A 21,476-nucleotide genomic window follows, 5' to 3' on the forward strand; every position below is an offset into this window, starting at 1 on the left:
CAGATTATGTAGCTCTTCCTGAAGTATGTGCATGGAAAAATTCTGAAAAGATACCGTTTGAATTTGCATCAGTTCAGGAACCCTTGGGTAACTCTGTTTATGCAACTTTGGAAGGTGGAGGTGTTACAGGTAAAAAAGTGGTAATTTTTGGTTGTGGACCAACTGGTCTATTTGCAGCAGGAGTTGCAAAAGTTTCAGGAGCATCAGAAATAATATCTGTTGGAAAGCACGAATTCAGAATGGAAATTGCTAAAAAGATGGGAGCTGATCATATATTGAAATATCCAGATGACGATATTGTAAAATTAATAACAGAAATTACTGATGGAGAGGGAGTAGATGTAGTTATTGAAATGACAGGTAGTCAGGATGCTATAAATCAAGGCCTTTCAGTTTTAAAAAAAGGAGGGAGATTTACAGCGTTTGGTATTCCTTCGGGAAAAGTTGAAATAGATCTTGCAAATGATATTATTTTTAAGGGAGCAAATATTGTTGGAATATCCGGGAGGAAGATGTTTGACACTTGGTATAGAGTTGCTGGACTACTTGAATCAAAGCGGATTGACATATCTCCTGTTATTACACATAAATTTCCTTTGGAGGAGTTTAAAAAAGGCTTCGAGCTAATGATGTCTGAGGAGAGAAAAGCAGCAAAAATATTATTATTTCCGTAAAATATCATTTTAAAATAAAAATAATGTATTAATAGGAGGTGTTGTAAATGAGTCACCACATGAAATTTTTGGATGAAGCTCTTGATAATTTAAGGAAAAATAAAATATTCAGAGAGCTTACAGTTATAGAGGGAGCTCAAGGTCCAAGAGTAAAAATAGGAGGAAAAGAGGTAATAAATCTATCCTCAAACAATTATCTTGGTCTTAATACCCACCCTAAGTTAAAGGAAGCAGCTTTAAAAGCTATAGAAAAATATGGGGTTGGTTCTGGAGCAGTTAGAACTATCGCAGGTACATTAGATATTCATAAGAAATCGGAGGAAAGAATTGCAGAGTTTAAGAAAACAGAAGCAGTGGTACTTTTTCAATCAGGGGGACTTGCTAATCAAGGAACAATTCAATCCATAATGGGAAAAGATGATGTAATATTTTCTGATGAATTTAATCACGCTAGCATAATAGATGGTTGCAGGTTGAGTAGAGCAGAGATTAAAGTTTATCCTCATAAGGACATGGGGGTCCTTGAAAACTTACTCAAAGAGTATAAGGGAACTGGAAAGAAGCTTATTGTATCTGATGGTGTTTTTAGTATGGATGGTGATATATGTCCTCTTCCAAATATCGCTGAGTTAGGTGAAAAGTATGAGGCAATAACTATGGTGGATGATGCTCATGCAAGTGGAGTATTGGGCAAGAACGGGAGAGGAACAGTTGATCACTTTAATTTACATGGAAGAATTGATATACAGATGGGAACTCTTTCTAAAGCAATTGGTTGTATGGGAGGATATATAGCAGGGAGCAAATCACTTAGAGATTATCTTATTCATTTTTCAAGACCATTTTTATTTAGCACGTCCCATCCACCAAGTGTCCCAGCATCAATCTTGGCAGCAATAGATGTATTGGAAAATGAACCAGAAATATTAGACACTCTCTGGTCAAATGTGAACTTTTTTAAAGGAGAACTAAAGAATTTAGGATTTGATACAGGTATAAGTGAAACACCTATCACTCCTGTTATTGTGGGAGAGGCTTCAATAGCTGTGAAAATGAGTGATAGGCTTCTTGAAGAGGCTATATTTGGACAAAGTATAAGTTTTCCCACAGTTCCAAGGGGAAAAGCGAGAATAAGAACAATTGTAACAGCTGCTCATACAAAAGATGACCTTTCCATTGCTTTAGAGAAGTTTGAGAAAGTTGGAAAAGAGTTAGCTATAATTTAAAAGTGAATTTTATTTATTAAAACTTTAATAAGGTAGGACAAGACTTTACAAGAATGGGGTCTATAATTAAAAAATGAGTAAAGTTGCAATTGTAAAATGTGAAAATTATGAAGAAGATGTAGTAAAAAAAGCAGTAGAAAAATCCATAAATTTATTGGGTGGAATTTCAAATTTTATAAATGAAAAAGATAAAGTATTAATAAAACCAAATCTTTTAAGAGCAAGTTTACCTGAAAGTCTAATAATAACATATCCTGCTTTAATTAAATCAGTTGCAAAACTTGTTAGAAATTTGGGTGCCGAAGTTACTATTGGAGATAGCCCTGGTGGTACATTTACAAAAAATTCTCTCTCTAAAGTTTATAAAATTTCTGGATTAACAGATGTTTCAAATGAAACAGGTGCTAAGCTAAATTGGAATACAAATTACTCTACCAAACCTAATCCAGAAGGACTAATAGTAAAATCTTTTGAAATAATAGATGCAGTTTCCAAAGCAGATAAGATTATCTCTATTTCTAAGCTAAAAACTCACGGTTTTACTTATATAACTGGAGCTGTTAAAAACTTATTTGGATTAATACCAGGTCTTAAAAAAATTGGATTTCATACAATGTTTCAAAATGTAGACCATTTCTCACAGATGTTGCTTGATTTATATATTTTAACAAAACCAGCACTCAACATAATGGATGCAGTAATTGCAATGGAAGGGAGCGGACCATCAGCTGGTGATGCTAAAAAGGTAGGATTGATACTAGCAAGTGATGATGCAGTCTGTTTGGATTTAGTTGCAACCTATATTATAGGTGTGAATCCATTGAAAGTACCAACTTTAAAAGCTGCCATAGATAGAGGTATGATTAGTGGAGAGATTTCAGATATAGAGATTGTTGGAGAAGATATAAATTCAGTAAGAGTATTAGATTTTAAACCACATCCAACTGAACGAAGGGATTTTTGGTTTTATCCACCAGTTATTCGCAAATGGGCTATAAAAAATTTAAACTCAACACCTATTATTAAATCAAATTGCATTGGTTGTGGAGTATGCATAAAAAATTGCTCGGTAAATGCTATGAAGTTAATATCAATAAATAAAATGTCAATAGATAAAGATGTAAAGAAAAAAGCTAATATTGACTTGAAAAAATGTATCAGATGTTATTGCTGTCACGAACTGTGTCCGGAAAAAGCAGTGGGATTAAAAAAACCTTTCCTTTTAAAAATGATTTCATTAAAATCCTAATTTTAAATAGGTGCTTTATTTATCTTGTCATTGCGAGAGACGAAGTCTCGAAGCAATCTCATATATTTTTAATTGTATTTTAAAAAATTGAGAGGTGGAATTTTGAGAGAAGAATTTATTGATTCATTAATAAAAGCTGAAAAATCAAAAATTATATTGGTAGTTATTGACGGAGTAGGAGGATTGGCTTTACCAGGTGGTAAGGGAACAGAATTGCAAATTGCAAACACACCCAATCTGGATGCATTAGCTACAGAGTCATCATGCGGTTTATTGGAGCCAATTGGTGCTGGAATTACTCCTGGAAGTGGTCCTGCACATTTAGCACTTTTTGGATACGATCCTATAAAAAATAATATGGGAAGAGGTATTTTATCTGCTCTTGGAACAGGATTTAATCTCACATCAGATGATGTTGCAGCGAGAGTAAATTTCGCAACAGTAGATGAAAAAGGTAGAGTCTTAGATAGAAGAGCAGGAAGGATAAAAACTGAACTTAATAAAAAACTTTGTGAAAAGATATTGAAAAATATTAAATTAGATCCATCTATTAAATTTTTTCTATACCCAGAGAAAGATTATAGGGCAGTGCTTATTTTAAGAGGTGATGATCTTTGGGGAGATTTAGTAGATACAGATCCTCAAAAAATAGGTGTAGTTCCACTTCAGCCGAAAGCAACAAACACTCGTTCCAAAAAAACTGCAAAAATTGTTTCTGATTTTATATCGCAAGTAAGAATTATCTTAGCTGATGAGAAACTTGCAAATATGATTCTTTTAAGAGGATTTGATAAATATATTCCCTTTAAATCAATAAAAGAGAGGTATAGTTTAAAAGCCTTAGCAATTGCTGAGTACCCAATGTACAAAGGAATGGCTAAATTATTAGGAATGGAAATAGCAAAAAATATATCAGGATTAGATAGTCAAATTGAAGCTTTAAAAAAGAATTATGATAAGTATGATTTCTTCTTCTTTCATATAAAAAAGACAGATAGTTTTGGTGAGGATGGAGATTTTGATGCAAAAGTAAAAGAAATAGAGAAAGTTGATGCTATGATTCCTGAGATTGTTGAACTGAACCCAGATGTTTTGGTTGTTACATCTGATCATTCTACACCTGCATTGCTTAGGTATCATAGTTGGCATCCTGTTCCTGTAGTGATTAAATCAATTTATGCAAGAAAGGATTCAGTTACAAAATTTGATGAAATAAGCTGTGCAAATGGAATATTAGGATTAAAACCAACAACAGATTTAATGCCACTTGCTTTGGCTTGTGCTAATAGATTGAAAAAATTTGGTGCGTAGATAATTAATATGTAATTTGCCTTTTATTTTATAATATATCTTGTAAAAAAAATAAGTAGAAAAAATAAAATTAATAATTGATAAGATTGATGATTAGAAATGCCATATAGCAAAATAGTTATGGATCATTTTTTAAATCCAAGAAATGTGGGAGAAATAGAGGATGCTGACGGAATAGGGGAGGTTGGTAACCCTATCTGTGGTGATCTTATGACTTTTTATATAAAGGTAAAAAACAATAAATTAGAGGATATAAAATTTAAGACTTTTGGATGTGGAGCTGCAATAGCAGTTTCATCTATTGTTTCTGAAACTGCAAAGGGTATGAACTTAGATGAGGCTGAGAAAATAACCAGTAAAAAAGTAGCTGAAATGTTGGGAGGTTTACCACCCCAGAAATTTCATTGCTCTAACTTAGGAGCAAAAGCATTAAAAAAAGCTATTGAAAACTATAGAAAAAAAGCAGGTAAATTAAATAGAGAAATTAAATCTAAATAATTAATTTAAGAAAACTATAGACTTCTTTCTTCGGGACCATCATAAATTATCTGATCAAGCGGCACAGCTTTAAAAGGTTTTTCCCTTTCTTCTTGTTCAATTGCATGAGCAACAAGTCCAGCAGCCCTTGATACAATATAAAAACCCTTACCATATTTATAAGGAAATCCCATATCTGATATGATAGATGCAATTGCTCCATCTACATTTAGAATTATTTTTTTATTTAACATATTTTTAATAGATTGCTCAATCTCAGATACTAGCTTACAATGCCCTCCATAAATTTTGAGATCTTTTGCTAATTTTAATAATTTCTTAGTTCTTGGATCAGATTTATGGTATGGATGACCAAATCCAAGTACCCTTTTCTTTTGCAAGTGATGTTTCTGTACTATTTCATCAGCTATTTGTGATAAAGTTTTATTTTGTTTTTCACTCTCTTTTACTCCTTCTTGGAGAATCTTTGCACATCCCTCAATTGAACCTCCATGATATTCACCTAATGCTATAATACCTGATGCTACACTCGCTTGCAGGGGAACACCTGATGATGCTACAAATCTTGTTGCATCAGCAGATGGAGCAGCTAAGCTATGATCGCAGCCTGACACTAACATTGCATTCATCATTTTACCCTCTTCTTTAGTAGGAAATTTTCCCATCCATAGAAGATATACAACTTCACAAAAACTCTTTTTTCCTATAATTTTATCTAAAGCATAACCTCTAATTATGATTTTGTTAGGTTCAACTTTGGATATAGCTGTTCTCCACTCAAATTTCTTCTCTTTCATTTTCCCTCCTGAAAATCAAGAGCTTTTACATTTAAATTCTCTAATATAATTTTTTTATAGTGATTGCTTTTTGAGGGCATTTTTCTAAACAAAGATTACAAAATACGCATTCATCTTCATTTTCCTCAATAACTGAAATTATTCCATTATTCTCTTCTAATTTTTCAAATTTAAAAATTTCAACAGGACAAACCTCTTCACATATTTTACAATTTTTAACTTTTTTACATTTATTATTATTAATTTCTACTTTTACAAACATTCCCATAATTTTCACCATAAAAATATAATATTTTTAGCTTAATGATTCTTTTACATAATCAACTAATTGAGTTAGCGTATCTGCTACCAATACGCCAGCTCTTTTAAATGCTTCAATTTTTCCTTTAGCTGTTCCCTTTCCTTTTTGCACAATGACACCAGCATGTCCAAATCTCATTCCAGGCATCTCATCAACAAATCTTCCACCTATAAAAGCTATTACAGGTTTAGAATATGAATGTTCAATTATATATCTAGCCGCATCCTCTTCTTGTGTACCTCCAGGTTCACAGAAAAGAACAACAACTTTTGTTTGAGTGTCTTTTTCAAAAAGAGGGAGTAGTTCTCTAAATGTCATTCCAACAATTGGGTCCCCACCAACACTGATGCATGTACTTTGTCCTATTTCATTACTGGTTAATAAATTTGCAAGCTCTGTTGTCATTCCACCACTAGTAGAAGCAATTCCAGCTGGACCTATCATATATGATTTTTTTGTTTCAATTTGTGGTCCGCCAATAGCTCCAACCTTAGATTTACCAGGTGAAATTATTCCTAATGAGTTTGGTCCTATAACTTTTGTACCTTTTTGTTCTGCAAAATCTAAAATCAAAACTACATCTTTTTTTGGGATTCTCTCAGTAAAAATTACAATAAGCTTTATATTTGCGTCTATTGCTTCTAATGCAGCATCTTTTGCAAAAGGAGGAGGTACAGATATGATTGATGTATTTGCTATAAAGTTTTTCACTACATCATTAACACAATCAAAAACAGGGATTCCATGAATAGTCTGTCCTCCTTTTCCTGGAGTTACACCACCAACCACATTAGTACCATAATCAAGCATATATTTAGTAAATAATGATGCTTCTCTCCCTGTAATTCCCTGAACCAAAACTCTTATTTTCTCATCTATTAAAATACTCAATTATCTCTCCATTTATAAAAAAATAAATCAATCATTTATTATCTTTAATTAGGAAATCATTTCAACTGCTGCTTTTGCAGCTTGATCTATAGAATAACTCCTATCCATATATTTTATTTTGTATTTTTTAAGAATTCTGTATCCATCCTCTTCATATGCACCTGCACTTCTAAATAAAACTGGATATTCACTTGGATTTATATCTAATTCAACCATTGCTAAAATTACTCCTCTTGCCACAAGATCTACTCGGGTGTTATTTAAAACATTAGTTATAACTGCTAATCCTTTTATGTCTGGTTTTTTTAGAATCAGTTTTGTTAGTTCTTTTACTTTCTTAACTGTAGGGTTACCACCAATTTCACAATAATTTGCTGGTTTTCCACCATGATATCTTATAGCATCAAAGATAGTAAGGGATGCCCCACCTCCTCCGATTAATAATCCCAAATCTCCATCAAACTCAACAACTCTGCCTGCAACACCTCTGTGGTCAATCTTATCAATTTTTTCTGCTTCTATTTCAAACTTTGTAGGAATTCTTGGGCTGTCTTTCCTGATTGGTATTCCTAATTGCTCTAATTCTTTATGTCTATAAAGAGCTTCCTGTTCAAGTTCTAAATGGGCATCTGCTGCAATCAATTCTCCATCTTGAGTCAATATCAAAGGATTTATTTCTGCTAAATCACAATCATATTTTTTAAAAATATTAAATAATTTAACAGCAATACCTGCAGCCTTAAACATATCTTTTGACTTCAGCCCCATATTTTTTGCAAGTAATTTTCCTTGATAGTTTTGAATTCCCCAGATCATATTAACAGGTAAAGTAAAAACCTTTTCTGGATATTTTTTAGCTACTTCATTGATGTCAATACCACCAAGAGAAGATGAAATTACTACAGCAGTTTTTTGAGATATGTCATAAGTTATTCCAAGAAAAAGCTCAGCAGATGGAAATAATCTTTCTTCTACTAAAACCTTTCTTACTTCAAATCCCTTTATTTTTAATGAAAATAGCTTTCTTGCTAATTGTTTTGCCTCTTTGGGGTTTTTTGCAAATGATATTCCTCCAGCCTTTCCTCTACCAGTAGCTAAAATTTGAGCTTTTATAGTAACTTCTTTTTTAAGATTCTCTACAATCTTTTCTACTTCATCTGGAGTTGAAGCTAAATAACCCTCAGGTATGGGGATACCCTCTTTTTTAAATATAATTTTGCTTTCATACTCATATAATTTCATTAATGACTCAATCCTTAATAATAAAACTTCTTAAGGTAATATGATTGGTATTACTCTTCTCCTATTTTAGGTCAAATTGAGATATATATTTATAAAACAAGTAGAATAATTTTACACGAAAAATAAATAAATGTAGAATAATAACTAATTCACTACTATTTAGGGTTTTAAATATTACAATAGGAGGTTATTTTATAAATGGTTGTAAGGAAAAGAAAATTAAAAATAGTACTTGGTGTAATTGGCTCTGATGTTCATGCAGTTGGAAATAAAATACTCGAAAATGTATTGACTGAAGAAGGATTTAAAGTAATAAATATTGGAGTTCTCTCCTCTCAAGAGGATTTTATAAATGCTGCAATTGAAACTGCAGCAGATTTGATTGTTGTTTCATCATTATATGGTCATGGTGAAATAGATTGCAGAGGAATGAGGGAAAAATGTATTGAAGCTGGAATTGGTGATATCCCATTATATGTTGGTGGAAATTTAGTTGTAGGAAAGCAGGATTTTGTTGAAGTTAAAAAGATTTTTGAAGAGATGGGATTTAACAGGGCTTATCCTCCTGGAACATCTCCTCAGCAATTAATTGATGACATAAAAAAAGATTTTAAAAATAAGTAGGAGATTTTTTATTTTGAGAACAGCTCTTTTAATCGATTTTGGAAGTACATTTACCAAATTGGTAGCAATAGATTTAGAAAAAGAAATATTCTTAGGGAGTTCATATTATCCAACAACAGTAGAAACTGATGTGATGATTGGATTTCAAGATGCATTAGATGTATTGAATAAAAAGATATCTAAAAAAGATGAAGATTATGATTTAAAATTAGCTTGTAGTAGTGCTGCTGGAGGTTTAAAAATTGTAGCGGTAGGCTTAGTTCCCCTCTTAACTTCACAAGCAGCTAAAATCGCAGCTTTAGGAGCTGGTGGAAAAGTTTTAAAAATTTACAGCTATAAATTAACTGCAGACGAAAGAGATGAAATTGAAATTTTAAAACCGGACTTAATACTGCTTTCAGGTGGAACTGATGGAGGAAATGAGAAGGTAATAATTCATAATGCAAAGGTTTTAAGCCAACTAAAGATAGATGTTCCAATTGTTTATGCTGGGAATAAATGTTCAGCAACTATAGCAAAGAGAATTTTAAAAGAAAATAAAAAGTTTGTATCGATAATAGAAAATATCTTACCTGAGTTAAATTATTTAAATATAGAACCAGCTAAAGCATTAATAAGAAAACTCTTTCTATCAAATATAATCAAAGCAAAAGGTCTTTCAAAAAGGATGGATTTCTTATCGAGTGTCTTAATGCCTACCCCATCAGCTGTTTTAAAAGCTGGAGAATTATTAGCAAAAGGTACAGATAATGAGGAAGGTATTGGGGATTTAATGTTAATTGATGTTGGTGGAGCTACTACTGATGTTTGCTCATATTCATTAGGACTACCAGGTACAGGTAGTTTTGTTGTAAAGGGTCTTCCTCAACCTTATACAAAAAGAACAGTTGAGGGTGATTTAGGAATTCGCTTTAGTGCTATGAATCTTTTAAATACAGCCAAAAAGGAAAATTTTATGAAGAAATGGAAAATAAAATTAAAGAACTTGGATAAGGAAGTTGAAAAGCTATCAAGAAATATTAATTTTATTGCTAAAGACGAGAAAGATATTGAGGTAGATAAGTTACTATCTGCAATATCTACTAAAATTGCAATAAATAGGCATGTAGGAAAGTTTCAAACAAAATATACACCAATAGGTCCAGTAAATATTTTATATGGAAAAGATTTAAGAGATATCCCTACTGTATTAGGAACTGGTGGGGGTGTGATAAAAGATAAGAATCCAAAGTCTATTTTGGAAAAATCTATATTTGATGAAGATGAGCCATACATATTGAAGCCAAAATCTCCAAAATTTTTATTAGATAAATATTATATAATGTTTGCTGTTGGACTTTTAGCTCAAAAAATGCCAGACTTAGCTTTAAGGTTATTAAAAAAGAATCTCATTTATATATAAAAATAAAGAATTTAGAATATATTGGGTGATGAGGATTGGAGATAAAAAATATCAGGTGGGAAGAAGAAGAATTTCTTAAAAAGAGAAAAGAAGTACTAAAGAGCTGGCCAACAGGTTCTCAAGTAGATTTAAAGGAATCGATAAATTATCATAGAGCCATTCCAAAAAACAAAGTTTCAAAATGGGTTCTTGAAAAAGCAAAAAATGAGGGAAGAACCTTAACTCAACCAAGGGCAGGAGTTGCTTTAATAGATGACCATATTGAACTTCTTCGATTTTTAGAAAAGGAGGGGATGGCTGACCTCCTACCAACTACTATTGACAGCTATACCAGGTTAAATAAATATGAGGAAGCCCAGAAAGGAATAGAGGAGAGTATCAGGTTGGGCAGGTCGATGTTAAATGGTTTTCCTGCTGTAAATCATGGAGTTAAAGGTTGTAGGAAAGTTTGTGAGTCTGTTAATGTACCAGTTGAAGTTCGTCACGGAACTCCTGATTCAAGATTATTAGCAGAGATAACCTTGGCAGGAGGTTTTACAGATTTTGAAGGTGGAGCCATAACTTATAATATTCCTTATTCAAAAAATGTTCCAATTGAGACAAGTATTAGAAATTGGCAATATGTTGATAGATTAATAGGATATTATCAAGATAATGGTGTATCTATAAATAGGGAATCTTTTGGACCCTTAACAGGAACTTTAGTTCCTCCATGTATCTCCCATGCAGTTTCTATTGCAGAAGCATTACTTGCTGCAGCTCAAGGTGTAAAAAGTATAAGTGTTGGATATGGACAGTGTGGAAATTTGATTCAGGATATAGCTTCTATAAAATCATTGTCAATTATAACAGAGCAGTATCTAAAAGAATTTGGATTTACTGATATTTTAGTAACTACAGTATTTCATCAATGGATGGGAGGGTTCCCTCAAGATGAAGCTGAAGCATTTGCTGTAATTTCATGGGGAGCAGCAGCTGCTGGTCTTGGAGGTGCAACAAAAGTTATTGTAAAAACCCCACATGAGGCATATGGTATTCCTACTAAAGAAGCAAATGCTCTTGGGCTTAGAGCAACGAAACAGATTTTAAACATGGTTAAAGATCAGAAGCTATTAGATATGGAATCGATTGAAAAAGAGATTGATATTATAGAAGAAGAGACAAGATCTATCTTAAAGGTAGTATTGAATTTAGGAAATGGTGATATTGCAATTGGTCTGGTAAGAGGATTTGAAGCGGGAGTAATTGATATTCCATTCGCTCCGAGTCGTTTTACCAAAGGAAAAATAATTCCAATAAGAGATAATAATGGTTCCATCAGATTACTGAATGTTGGAAATCTACCTTTCTCAAAAAAAATAAGAAATTTTCACAAAAAAAAGTTAGAGGAAAGGGGAAAAGCTGAAAATAGGAAACCATCATTTAAAATGGTAGTGGATGATATATATGCTATAAGCAGAGGTTATTTAGTTGGAAGACCAGAAAAATAAATTTTTATTAACTTTAAAAAATTTTATAACTTCATTAGAAGGGGAGGTTAATAAATAATGAAAATAAAAAAAGTAGTTGCTTCAAAGGGATTTGCAGGTTTCTATTATGATGATCAAGCAGCTATAAAATCTCATGCAAAACATGATGGGTTCGCCTATTCAGGAGAACCTATTACTCCAGGCTTTAGTACAATAAGGATTGCTGGTGAAAGCATTTCAGTCATGTTAGTTTTGGATGAAGGTAGAATTGCATACGGTGATTGTGTAGCTGTTCAGTACTCTGGAGCAGCTGGTAGAGATGCACTTTTTTTAGCTGATGATTATCTTCCTATTATAAATGAGAAAATTGCACCATTAATGGTTGAACGTGAGATAGAAAATTTCAAGAATATGGCTGAAGAGTTAGATAATTTAAAAGTTGATGGAGAACGATTACATACTGCACTTCGATATGGAATAACCCAGGCTATTTTAAATGCTGTTTCAAGAAAAAAGCATATTACTATGGCTGAGGTAATATGCCAAGAATATGGTATAGAAATTCAAGGGAAACCAGTTCCAATATTTGCTCAGAGTGGGGATGATAGGTATAACAATGCAGATAAAATGATAATAAAGGGAATTCAAGTTCTTCCTCATGGACTGATAAACAATGTTGAAGAGAAGTTAGGCAGGAGAGGGGAGAAATTAATGGATTATCTATCATGGCTTAGAACAAGAGTGGTTCAATTAGGTAAACCTGATTATAATCCTATATTTCATCTTGATGTTTATGGAACATTTGGACAGGCATTTAATAATGATATGGAAACAATTGCAAAATATATCATGAACTTAGAACGGATCTCTCAACCATATCATCTCAGGATTGAGGGACCTGTTGATGCAGGAAGTAAAGAAGGCCAGATAAAATCTATGCGAGAGTTAAGAACAGAATTAAAGAAAATAGGAAGTAAGACTGAAATAATAGCTGACGAGTGGTGTAATACATTTGAGGACATTAAAGACTTTGTACATGGAGAGGCTGCTGATATGATTCAGATTAAGGCTCCAGATTTGGGAGGAATAAATAATACTATAGAAGCTATTTTATTTTGTAAGAAACATGGTGTAGGAGCATATCTTGGTGGAAGTTGTAATGAAACGGATCGTAGTGCTCGAATATGTGCTCATATAGCTTTAGCAACAGGACCATGTCAGATTCTTGCAAAACCTGGGATGGGAGTAGATGAGGCTGTGATGTTAATAAACAATGAAATGAATAGAACCCTTACACTTATAAAAAATAGATAAGATTGAAATATTATTAATAAATGAATATTAAAATTTTTTAGATTATAATTTATAAATTATAAATATCACTGATTTTTTAAAAAATTAAGAAATATTTTGAAATTAGATTTTTTGTATTTATGAGAGTTTAAATTCTTAATGAAAAAAAATAAAAAGAAGAATGAAGGAGGAGAAAATTGGATTTTCCAGAGGAACTTTATTATTCAAAGGATCATGAATGGGCAAGGGTAGAAGGAAATATAGTAATTGTGGGAATAACCGATTATGCTCAGGATGCATTGGGAGATATAGTATTTTTAGAACTTCCACCAGTTGGTACAGATGTTGAAGCTAATGTACCATTTGCTACAATTGAATCAGTAAAATCAGTTTCAGATGTATACTCACCAGTAACTGGTAAAATAGTGGAAGTAAACGATGCTGTTATAGATGCACCTGAAATAATAAATCAGGATCCATATGGTGAAGGTTGGATGGTTAAAATCGAGATGAATAACCCAGACGAGATAAAAGATTTGATATCTGCTGAAGAATATCAGAAATCTACAGCAGAGTAAAAGAATAAATTTAAAACAAATATTTGGTATTTAATCTAAATCTTCAATATAAATCTTTGTATCTGTATTAATTATTAATAATATTTTTACTGGATATATTATGGATTATACTCCACATTCTAATAAAGAAATCAAGGAAATGCTCTCTTTTTTGGGGATAAAATTTTTGAAGGATTTGTATAACAATATTCCAGACGAAATTAAACAAAAAAAAGAGCTAAAATTACCTGAACCACTAAGTGAAATTGAGCTTTTAGGAAGGTTAAAATTTATAAGTAAAAAAAATATAAGTACAGATAATAAAATTTCATTTCTTGGAGCAGGTAACTATGATCACTTTATACCTTCTGTTGTAAATTACATAATCTCCAAACCAGAGTTTTATACTGCTTATACTCCATATCAGTCAGAATTAAGTCAGGGAATTTTACAATCCATGTTTGAGTATCAGACAATGATGTGTGAATTAACTGGCATGGATATCTCTAACATCTCACTTTATGATGGTGCAACTTCTGTTGCAGAAGCTGCAAATATGGCTATATCTATAAATAAGAAGAAAAAAATCTTAATATCAGAAACTATGCATCCAGAATATCGTCAAGTACTAAAAACCTATATGAAGCCAAGAAAAATAGAGGTTTTTGAAATTCCTATGAAAGATGGTATTACTGATAAGGGGCAAATAAAAGAAAATTTAATAGATGAGTATTCATGTTTAATAATTCCTCAACCAAATTTTCTTGGGAATTTAGAACCCATAGATGAGATATTTCCAATTTTATCGGGTAGTAATACTTTGGCTATCGCTTGTGTTAATCCATTATCTTTAGCATTACTTAAACCCCCAGCTGATTTTGGAGCTGATATTGTTGTTGGAGATGGTCAAATCTTAGGTAATCCACAATCATTTGGAGGACCATCGTTTGGATTTTTAACTTGTAAAAAGAAATATTTAAGAAAAACACCTGGTAGAATTGTAGGTCAAACAGTGGATAGTGCTGGAAATATTGGCTATGTTCTCACCCTTCAAACAAGAGAACAACATATCAGAAGAGAAAAGGCTACTTCAAATATATGTTCAAACCAATCTCTAAATGTATTAGCAGCTTGTGTTTATCTTTCATATGTTGGAAGAGATGGTTTATATGAAATTGCAGAACTTTGCTATAAAAATGCTCATTATCTTTTTCAAAAATTAGTAGCTATTAAAGGAATAGACCAAACGTTTAATTCTAAATTTTTCAATGAATTTGTTGTTTACATTGATTTGGATTCAACTGAATTGAAAAAAATATTATCAAAAAAAGGAATTTTAGGACCAATATGTTTAGAAGAATGGTACCCATCTCTCAAAAAAAGATACCTTTTTGCTGTTACAGAAAAAAGAACAAAAGATGAGATGGATTTATTAATAGATACATTAAACAAAGCATTAAAGGTAAAATAAATTAAATGTAGGGCAAGGCTTTAGCCTTGCTTAATAATGCAACCCTAAAGGGTTGCCCTACATATAAAAATATATTAAATTTTAAAGGTTTTTAGATATGAATGATAGGTTAATATTTCAAATACCCTATTTAGAAAAAGGTAAACAAATTTTACCAACTGTACCAAATGAAATTTCTTCTATAGAGATTGATATTCCAGATAATTTAAAACGCAAAAAAGCTCCTGAATTACCTCAAATAAGTGAACCACAGTTGATTCGACATTATAATAAGCTTTCAAAGAAGAATTTTGGAGTTGATAATGGGTTTTATCCTTTGGGATCATGTACCATGAAATATAACCCGAAAATCAATGAAGAGATATCCAGGCTAGAGAATTTTGTCAATATTCACCCATATCAAGGTGAAGAAGATATACAAGGTGCTCTCCAGCTCATGTATGAGTTAGATGTTCTTTTATGTGAAATAACAGGTATGGATAAATTCACATTGCAGCCATCAGCTGGAGCTCATGGAGAATTAACAGGTTTATTTATTATAGATGCTTATCATAGAGAAAAAGGTAATAAAAGAAAAAATATTATAATCCCAGATTCAGCTCATGGTACTAATCCAGCAAGTGTTACTATGGCAGGTTATAATGCTGTTGCAGTTGATTCAGATGAAAATGGTAAAGTGGATCTAAAAAAATTAAATGAACTTTTAGATAAAGAAACTGCTGGATTGATGTTAACAAATCCAAACACATTAGGATTTTTCGATGAAAATATTTTGAAAATCTCAAAGATGGTTCATGATATAGGTGGTTTAGTATATTATGATGGAGCAAATCTAAACGCTATAATGACAGTATCCAAGCCACGGGATATGGGTTTTGATATTGTTCATCTCAATCTTCACAAAACATTCTCTACACCACATGGTGGTGGAGGACCAGGCTCAGGTCCTATTGGAATAACTAAAGAACTTTCTAAATTTCTTCCTATCCCTACTGTAGAGTTAAATAATAAAGGAAGATATTATCTTGACTATGATAGAAAAGATTCAATTGGCAAAGTAAAAGCTTTTTATGGGAATTTTAATGTATTAATTAAAGCTTATGCATATATTCTCTCTTTAGGGGCAAAAGGGTTAAAAAGGGCGAGTCAATTAGCAGTTTTAAATGCAAATTATTTAAAGAAACATTTAAGTAAATATTATCATCTTCCATATCCAGAAATTTGTATGCATGAATTTGTCATCTCAGCAATTTGGCAGAAAGAAAGGGGAATAAGAGCTTTAGATATTGCTAAAAGATTAATGGATTTTGATTTTCATCCACCAACAATTTATTTTCCTCTGATTGTAAATGAAGCAATTATGATAGAGCCAACAGAAACAGAAAATAAAGAGACTCTGGATATGTTTATTAAAGCGATGATACAAATAGCAAAGGAATCAGACGAAAATCCAGAAATTTTAAAATCTGCCCCACACAAGACTCCTGTAAAGAGATTAGATGAAGTTAAAGCAGTAAAAGACCTTATATTAAAATATGATTTTAACTAAGCTGAGATATATTTAGCCTTTTCTGTGACTGGTTTTTTCTTTATTACCTTTTCTTTTTCTATTGCTATATCAAAGACCTCATCTACATTATTAACAAATTTTATATCTAAAGCTTTCTTAACAGATTTTGGTATATCTTTCAGGTCTTTTTTATTTTTTTCTGGTAAAATTACTATCTTTAATCCTGCCCTTTGAGCTGCTAATATTTTAGATTTTAATCCTCCGATTGGAAGAACTCTCCCTCGCAAAGTTATCTCACCTGTCATTCCAACATCGTGTTTTACAGATCTATTTTGAAAAATTGATGCCATAGCTGTAGCCATTGTTATGCCAGCAGAGGGACCATCTTTAGGAATTGCTCCAGCTGGTATATGTAGGTGAAGGTCAAAATCTTTGAATTTTTTATTGTCAATTTTTAATTTTTCAGCTCTACTTCGAATATAACTTAATGAGGCTTTTGCAGATTCCTGCATAACATCTCCAAGTTGTCCAGTTAATGTTATTTTCCCATCTCCTGGAAATAGAGTTGCTTCAACTAATATTATATCTCCACCATAAGGTGTCCAGGCTAATCCAGTTGCTATTCCAATCATATTTTTTTTCTCTATTTCACTTGGATAGATTTTAGGAACTCCGAGATATTTCTCTAAATTTCTTGAAATGACTCTCTTGGGCGGTTCTTCGTTAGAAACAATTTCTCTTGCAATCTTTCTACAAATTGTGACTATACTTCTTTCAAGATTTCTAACGCCCGCTTCAGCAGTATATTCCTCAATAATTCCATAAAGTGCATTATCTGAAAATTTAACCTTATATTTTTCTATTCCTTGCTCTTTTAACTGTTTAGGTACTAAAAATTTTTGGGCAATATGAAGTTTCTCTTCTCTACTATATCCTGGAAGATTTAGTGTCTCCATTCTATCTATTAAAGCTGGTGGGATAGTATCTAAAATATTTCCCGTTGTAATAAACAAAACATTAGATAGATCATAAGGAACTTCTAAGTAATGATCTCTAAATTGATTATTTTGTTCAGGGTCTAAAACTTCAAGTAGTGCTGATGATGGATCTCCTCTAAAATCTGCTCCTATTTTATCTATTTCATCAAGCATAAAAACTGGATTTACTGTTCCCACTTGAGCCATTCCTGAAATTATCCTTCCTGGCATTGCTCCAACATAAGTTCTTCTGTGTCCTCTTATTTCAGCTTCATCTCTTATTCCACCTAACGACATTCTAATAAATTTTCTATTTAATGCTCTAGCTATAGATTGGCCTAATGAGGTCTTTCCAGTTCCTGGAGGTCCTATAAAGCAAAGAATTGTTCCTCTGGCTTTTCCTTTAAGTTTTTTAACAGCTAAGTAATCTAATATGTGTTCTTTAACTTTATCTAAATCATAATGATCTTCATCAAGAATTTTCTTAGCATCTGGAATATCCAATTTATCCCTTGTTTTTTTACTCCATGGGATATCTAACATCCAGTCTAAAAATGTTCTTATGTATGAATATTCAGGTGATGCTGGAGGTATGGTTTTAAGTCTTTTTATCTCCTTTAGAGCTTTCTTCTCAGCATTTTTTGGCATCTTTGCTTTTTTAATTTTTGTGTTTAATTCTTTTAATTCTGCTGTTAATTCATCTTCTTCTCCTAACTCTTCTTGTATTGCTTTTAATTGCTGGCGAAGGAAGTAATCTCTTTGGGTCTTACCCATTTCTTTTTGAACTTTACTAATGATTTTGCTTTGAACTTGAAATTTTTTTACCTCTTTATCTAAATAAATACTTAATTTTCCCAATCTTTCTTTTAAATCAAGTGTTTCTAAAATAATCTGCTTTTCTTTTTCCGAAGGTAACATATAGGCTGCAAGCATATCTGTTAATTTATCCAAATCACTAATAGTTATCATTCCAGGTATTGTTAGATGAGCAGGAAATGGTACTCCTAATCCAATTATCTGTTCTACTTGAGCCATTATTAAGGTTTTTAATTCATCGATTTCCTTATCTTCTATTGGGAATATTTTAGACTTAATTCTTTCTACTTTTGCTAAGATGAATGGTCTTTCCTGAATAAAGTCTATCATTTTTATTCTACAGATTGCATCTACATTGCATCTAATACTTCCATCTGGTTGTTTCTGTGTACTTCTGATTTCTGCAGCAGTTCCTATTGTGTATAAATCAGAGGAATTAACACTTCTTTTGTCCTTATCTTTTTGTGTAATGAGTGCAACAATTTTATCTTTTTTGAGTGCAAATTCTAATGCCTTAATTGACTTTTTTCTCCCTACTAATATAGGAATCGAAACATGAGGGAAAACAACGGATTGTATCATTGCAACTACCGGTAAATATTTTGGAATTTCAAAAAGTCTTGGGTTGTCAAAGGAATCTCTCATTATTTATATCCTTTCTTTATTATTTAGTCTTTTCACTATTATTTTAGCAAAAATTTGAAATAATTGTATATTTTTTTCAAATAATTAATAAAAAACAGTAAAAATCAATGAAAATTTAAAAATAATATAGGTAAAAAAGCAGAAAATCAATTAATACAAAATGAAATTGGTGGAGCATACGGGAATCGAACCCGTGTTTCAGGCGTGAGAGGCCTGTGTCCTTGGCCCCTAGACGAATGCTCCACACATAAGAATAAATTAAAATTTTAATATTTTATTTAAACAAAGAGTTTATCAGCTGCTCTTTCTAACATCCTTGTTCCTCTAATCTCAGTTTCAAAAAGAGGAACTATCCCTCTTACATCAGTGAAGCTATTCCAAATCTCATTCATATATCCATCTTGCATCTTTACCCTATTTTTTACAAAGTCAGGAGAATCTTCTTTCACAGTTTCTTTTTCAATTAACATATTTACTACAACACCACCTACTGGTATTCCAAAGTCTTTGAACCACTGTATAAACCTCTTTATTACTGCAATTGGAAGTGCTTCTGGTAGCGTTATAAAGAAGAAAGAAGTTTTTTTATCATCAGTAAGTAATTTTTTAGCATGTTTTATTCTATCCCGGAAATTGAGCAAGTAATCAAGAAGTGGATCTTTCTGCTTCTTCTTACTATAAGAGAGAAGTTCTTTTAAACTTTTAGCTTCCTCTCTACTCTTTAACATCTTATTTATCCATAATCCATAAACAGACGACATTCCTAAAAGCCTTCTTGCATTAGCTGTAGGTGCTGTATCAAAAACATAAACTTCATATTCATCTTTAAACATTATGTCTATCATATTTTCAAACATCGCCGATTCCTCAAATGCCGGATTCATAGTAGCAGATTCTACGAATTCATCTGCTTTAGTTTTTATATCTGCAAATTTTAAAAACCAGCTAATTTTCTGCTTAATTTCTTCTTTGGACTTTTCAATTGTATCTTTAGTATCTATTTCATATGCAAATAGATTATCTTCACCCTCTACTAATGTTGGTTTTCCAAACACATTCTGACCTAAAAGACTTGTAAGGCTATGAACTGGATTGGTTGAAGCCAGTAATGTCTTTTTTCCTTGACGTGCCAACCAGAGAGCCATAGTTCCAGCAAGAACTGTTTTTCCAACTCCACCTTTACCACCAAAAAAGTTATATTTTAAGTCTGGGTGTTCCTGGATAAATTGTTTAATACTCTTTTCTATCAATTTATTCACCTCCATACATGGCTTCAGCCATTTTAGCTACCATATCAAGTCCAGTTATATCTCTTTCAAATTCTGGGATATAACCTAACACCTCTTCACCAAATGTTTCAATTATTTCTTTTGTATAAGTCTTTTGCATCTCTATTCTATGTTTGAGATATTCCGGTATTTTCTTATTAATAAGTTCTTCTGGAATAATTCTATTTACTATATAACCTTGAAGCGGTACTTTAAATTTAGCAAACAATTTTGCTGCCTTTTTCGTATCCAATATAGCCATCTTCTCTGGAATAAGAACGAAAAAAAACGCTGTCTTTTCCATATCTGTTAAGATACTAGACGAAGTACTGATTCTATATTTAATATCCTGCAGTTCTTTTAGTATTAAATCTTCTTCTAATTCCTTATCTCTTTTTATTAATGCAGCTACTTTATCATACTCTCTCATCTCTTCTCTTAAATGTGTAATTTTGCTAATCCACTCATCATAGACACTAGCCATACTTAGATAATAAAGAGCATGTCCTAAAGGAACAAGGTCATAAATATAATAATCATATTCCCCGCTAACTACTATATCAACGACTTTATCAAATATAGCACTCTCTTCCATTGCAGGTTCAGCAGATGCTGCCTGAATATAGTCTTCTATCTCATCTGGTATTTTTTCTAAGCTATACATATCAAATATTTTTTGTCTGATCTCATTCTGGTACTCTTTTATTCTTTTATCAGCATCAATTTCTTGAGCGAAAAGATTTGGCATAATCTCGACAGCTCCCTTTCCAAATATATCTCTTTGGAATATATCTGTTAGGGAAGCTTGTGGATCAACTGAAAAAACAAGGACCTTAAACCCCTTTTTTGCAAGATAATACGCTGTTGCAGCAGAAAAGCTTGTTTTACCTAACCCACCTTTTCCACCAAACATAATATATCTTCTTTCTGGATATTCTTTAAAAAAGTTTTTAAATAAAATTTTAATCACCTCAATTAAAAAATAATATTATTCTCCATTTTTTATTTTTTTTCTACAGTTTCTAATCTTTTTAATGGTTTAAATATCAATAGTTTATGCTAAAGCATCAGTTAAATCTTTTTCACGTAGCATTCTTCTCTTCCAGGTTGATATCTGTGGAACAACATAAGGCAGCAATCTAAGAGAATAATATGGTGGAAGTATAGGCACTCCAAGAAGGTCACCCATTGTAATTAAAATAAATAGGTGTTCCATACTTCCTCTTGTTTTTAAAGCAAAACGAGCCATATCATG

20 protein-coding genes and 1 tRNA gene are annotated in these 21,476 nt (G+C 31.9%); 12 read left to right on the forward strand and 9 right to left on the reverse strand.

From position 1 onward, the window contains the following. From KKC53_00815 to nifU, 5 genes are all read left to right on the forward strand, one after another. Positions 1-674: zinc-binding dehydrogenase (locus KKC53_00815; protein MBU2597716.1), on the forward strand; the 674-nt coding region annotated here is incomplete at its 5' end. 47 nt (positions 675-721) lie between these two features. After that, on the forward strand, positions 722-1,900 hold the full coding sequence (locus KKC53_00820) for a glycine C-acetyltransferase (protein MBU2597717.1): 1,179 nt from the start codon (positions 722-724) through the stop codon (positions 1,898-1,900). 73 nt (positions 1,901-1,973) lie between these two features. Continuing rightward, positions 1,974-3,149: a DUF362 domain-containing protein gene (locus KKC53_00825; GenBank protein MBU2597718.1), complete on the forward strand. Its 1,176-nt coding sequence runs from the start codon at positions 1,974-1,976 to the stop codon at positions 3,147-3,149. A gap of 102 nt (positions 3,150-3,251) precedes the next feature. After that, positions 3,252-4,460, forward strand: coding sequence for a 2,3-bisphosphoglycerate-independent phosphoglycerate mutase (locus KKC53_00830; GenBank protein ID MBU2597719.1), 1,209 nt, complete (start codon positions 3,252-3,254; stop codon positions 4,458-4,460). Between the two features lie 99 nt (positions 4,461-4,559). Further along, positions 4,560-4,958 (forward strand): Fe-S cluster assembly scaffold protein NifU, encoded by a 399-nt coding sequence (gene nifU / locus KKC53_00835; protein MBU2597720.1) that lies wholly within the window; start codon positions 4,560-4,562, stop codon positions 4,956-4,958. A 14-nt stretch (positions 4,959-4,972) separates the two neighbouring features. On the opposite strand, the gene KKC53_00840 is transcribed toward nifU, so the two are convergent. The 4 genes from KKC53_00840 to KKC53_00855 are packed head-to-tail and all read right to left on the reverse strand — an operon-like array spanning position 4,973 to position 8,189. Continuing rightward, on the reverse strand, positions 4,973-5,755 hold the full coding sequence (locus KKC53_00840) for a citryl-CoA lyase (GenBank protein ID MBU2597721.1): 783 nt from the start codon (positions 5,753-5,755) through the stop codon (positions 4,973-4,975). 40 nt (positions 5,756-5,795) lie between these two features. After that, positions 5,796-6,023, reverse strand: a complete 228-nt coding sequence (locus KKC53_00845; GenBank protein ID MBU2597722.1) for a 4Fe-4S binding protein — start codon at positions 6,021-6,023, stop codon at positions 5,796-5,798. 27 nt (positions 6,024-6,050) lie between these two features. Continuing rightward, positions 6,051-6,947, reverse strand: a complete 897-nt coding sequence (locus tag KKC53_00850) for a succinate--CoA ligase subunit alpha (protein ID MBU2597723.1) — start codon at positions 6,945-6,947, stop codon at positions 6,051-6,053. Positions 6,948-6,995: 48 nt separating this feature from the next. Then, positions 6,996-8,189, reverse strand: coding sequence for an acetate--CoA ligase family protein (locus KKC53_00855; protein MBU2597724.1), 1,194 nt, complete (start codon positions 8,187-8,189; stop codon positions 6,996-6,998). Between the two features lie 198 nt (positions 8,190-8,387). Here KKC53_00855 and KKC53_00860 point away from each other — a divergent pair, with 198 nt between their 5' ends. The 7 genes from KKC53_00860 (at position 8,388) to gcvPB (ending at position 16,554) form a co-directional block, all read left to right on the forward strand. Next, positions 8,388-8,813, forward strand: coding sequence for a methylaspartate mutase subunit S (locus tag KKC53_00860; protein MBU2597725.1), 426 nt, complete (start codon positions 8,388-8,390; stop codon positions 8,811-8,813). Between the two features lie 13 nt (positions 8,814-8,826). Beyond that, a complete protein-coding gene (locus tag KKC53_00865; GenBank protein MBU2597726.1) occupies positions 8,827-10,215 on the forward strand; it encodes a glutamate mutase L in 1,389 nt (462 codons plus the stop codon). A gap of 35 nt (positions 10,216-10,250) precedes the next feature. Beyond that, entirely contained in the window at positions 10,251-11,705 is a 1,455-nt protein-coding gene (locus KKC53_00870) for a methylaspartate mutase subunit E (GenBank protein MBU2597727.1), read from the forward strand. Between the two features lie 57 nt (positions 11,706-11,762). Next, positions 11,763-12,998 carry a methylaspartate ammonia-lyase gene (locus KKC53_00875; protein MBU2597728.1) on the forward strand — a complete coding sequence of 412 codons (1,236 nt, stop codon included), beginning with the start codon at positions 11,763-11,765 and terminating at the stop codon, positions 12,996-12,998. A 176-nt stretch (positions 12,999-13,174) separates the two neighbouring features. Further along, the gene (gene gcvH / locus KKC53_00880; GenBank protein MBU2597729.1) at positions 13,175-13,555 is read left to right on the forward strand and encodes a glycine cleavage system protein GcvH; all 381 of its coding nucleotides are present in this window, start codon (positions 13,175-13,177) and stop codon (positions 13,553-13,555) included. A gap of 100 nt (positions 13,556-13,655) precedes the next feature. Next, positions 13,656-15,005, forward strand: a complete 1,350-nt coding sequence (gene gcvPA / locus KKC53_00885; protein MBU2597730.1) for an aminomethyl-transferring glycine dehydrogenase subunit GcvPA — start codon at positions 13,656-13,658, stop codon at positions 15,003-15,005. A gap of 97 nt (positions 15,006-15,102) precedes the next feature. After that, the gene (gene gcvPB / locus KKC53_00890; protein MBU2597731.1) at positions 15,103-16,554 is read left to right on the forward strand and encodes an aminomethyl-transferring glycine dehydrogenase subunit GcvPB; all 1,452 of its coding nucleotides are present in this window, start codon (positions 15,103-15,105) and stop codon (positions 16,552-16,554) included. Here the strand turns inward: gcvPB and lon are convergent. From lon to KKC53_00915, 5 genes are all read right to left on the reverse strand, one after another. Beyond that, positions 16,551-18,953 (reverse strand): endopeptidase La, encoded by a 2,403-nt coding sequence (lon, locus tag KKC53_00895; protein ID MBU2597732.1) that lies wholly within the window; start codon positions 18,951-18,953, stop codon positions 16,551-16,553. The two genes, gcvPB and lon, sit on opposite strands and share 4 nt — an antisense overlap. A 167-nt stretch (positions 18,954-19,120) precedes the next feature. Then, a tRNA-Glu gene (locus KKC53_00900) sits at positions 19,121-19,196 on the reverse strand. A gap of 35 nt (positions 19,197-19,231) precedes the next feature. Next, positions 19,232-20,218 carry an ArsA family ATPase gene (locus KKC53_00905; protein ID MBU2597733.1) on the reverse strand — a complete coding sequence of 329 codons (987 nt, stop codon included), beginning with the start codon at positions 20,216-20,218 and terminating at the stop codon, positions 19,232-19,234. Continuing rightward, the gene (locus KKC53_00910; protein MBU2597734.1) at positions 20,205-21,134 is read right to left on the reverse strand and encodes an arsenical pump-driving ATPase GET3; all 930 of its coding nucleotides are present in this window, start codon (positions 21,132-21,134) and stop codon (positions 20,205-20,207) included. The genes KKC53_00905 and KKC53_00910 overlap by 14 nt, the downstream gene beginning before the upstream one ends. Positions 21,135-21,275: 141 nt before the next feature. After that, the coding region (locus KKC53_00915; GenBank protein MBU2597735.1) for a hypothetical protein at positions 21,276-21,476 on the reverse strand (201 nt) is incomplete at its 5' end.

The sequence above is a fragment of the Actinomycetota bacterium genome (genome assembly GCA_018830725.1).
Taxonomy (GTDB): domain Bacteria; phylum Actinomycetota; class Humimicrobiia; order JAHJRV01; family JAHJRV01; genus JAHJRV01.

Bases quoted from the DNA above. Each gene is read 5' to 3' on its own strand.
- KKC53_00820 (MBU2597717.1), top strand. From the start codon at position 722: ATGAGTCACCACATGAAATTTTTGGATGAAGCTCTTGATAATTTAAGG.
- KKC53_00825 (MBU2597718.1), top strand. From the start codon at position 1,974: ATGAGTAAAGTTGCAATTGTAAAATGTGAAAATTATGAAGAAGATGTA.
- nifU (MBU2597720.1), top strand. From the start codon at position 4,560: ATGCCATATAGCAAAATAGTTATGGATCATTTTTTAAATCCAAGAAAT.
- KKC53_00840 (MBU2597721.1), bottom strand. From the start codon at position 5,755: ATGAAAGAGAAGAAATTTGAGTGGAGAACAGCTATATCCAAAGTTGAA.
- KKC53_00845 (MBU2597722.1), bottom strand. From the start codon at position 6,023: ATGGGAATGTTTGTAAAAGTAGAAATTAATAATAATAAATGTAAAAAA.
- KKC53_00855 (MBU2597724.1), bottom strand. From the start codon at position 8,189: ATGAAATTATATGAGTATGAAAGCAAAATTATATTTAAAAAAGAGGGT.
- KKC53_00860 (MBU2597725.1), top strand. From the start codon at position 8,388: ATGGTTGTAAGGAAAAGAAAATTAAAAATAGTACTTGGTGTAATTGGC.
- KKC53_00875 (MBU2597728.1), top strand. From the start codon at position 11,763: ATGAAAATAAAAAAAGTAGTTGCTTCAAAGGGATTTGCAGGTTTCTAT.
- gcvPA (MBU2597730.1), top strand. From the start codon at position 13,656: ATGGATTATACTCCACATTCTAATAAAGAAATCAAGGAAATGCTCTCT.
- gcvPB (MBU2597731.1), top strand. From the start codon at position 15,103: ATGAATGATAGGTTAATATTTCAAATACCCTATTTAGAAAAAGGTAAA.
- lon (MBU2597732.1), bottom strand. From the start codon at position 18,953: ATGAGAGATTCCTTTGACAACCCAAGACTTTTTGAAATTCCAAAATAT.
- KKC53_00905 (MBU2597733.1), bottom strand. From the start codon at position 20,218: ATGGAGGTGAATAAATTGATAGAAAAGAGTATTAAACAATTTATCCAG.
- KKC53_00910 (MBU2597734.1), bottom strand. From the start codon at position 21,134: ATGTTTGGTGGAAAAGGTGGGTTAGGTAAAACAAGCTTTTCTGCTGCA.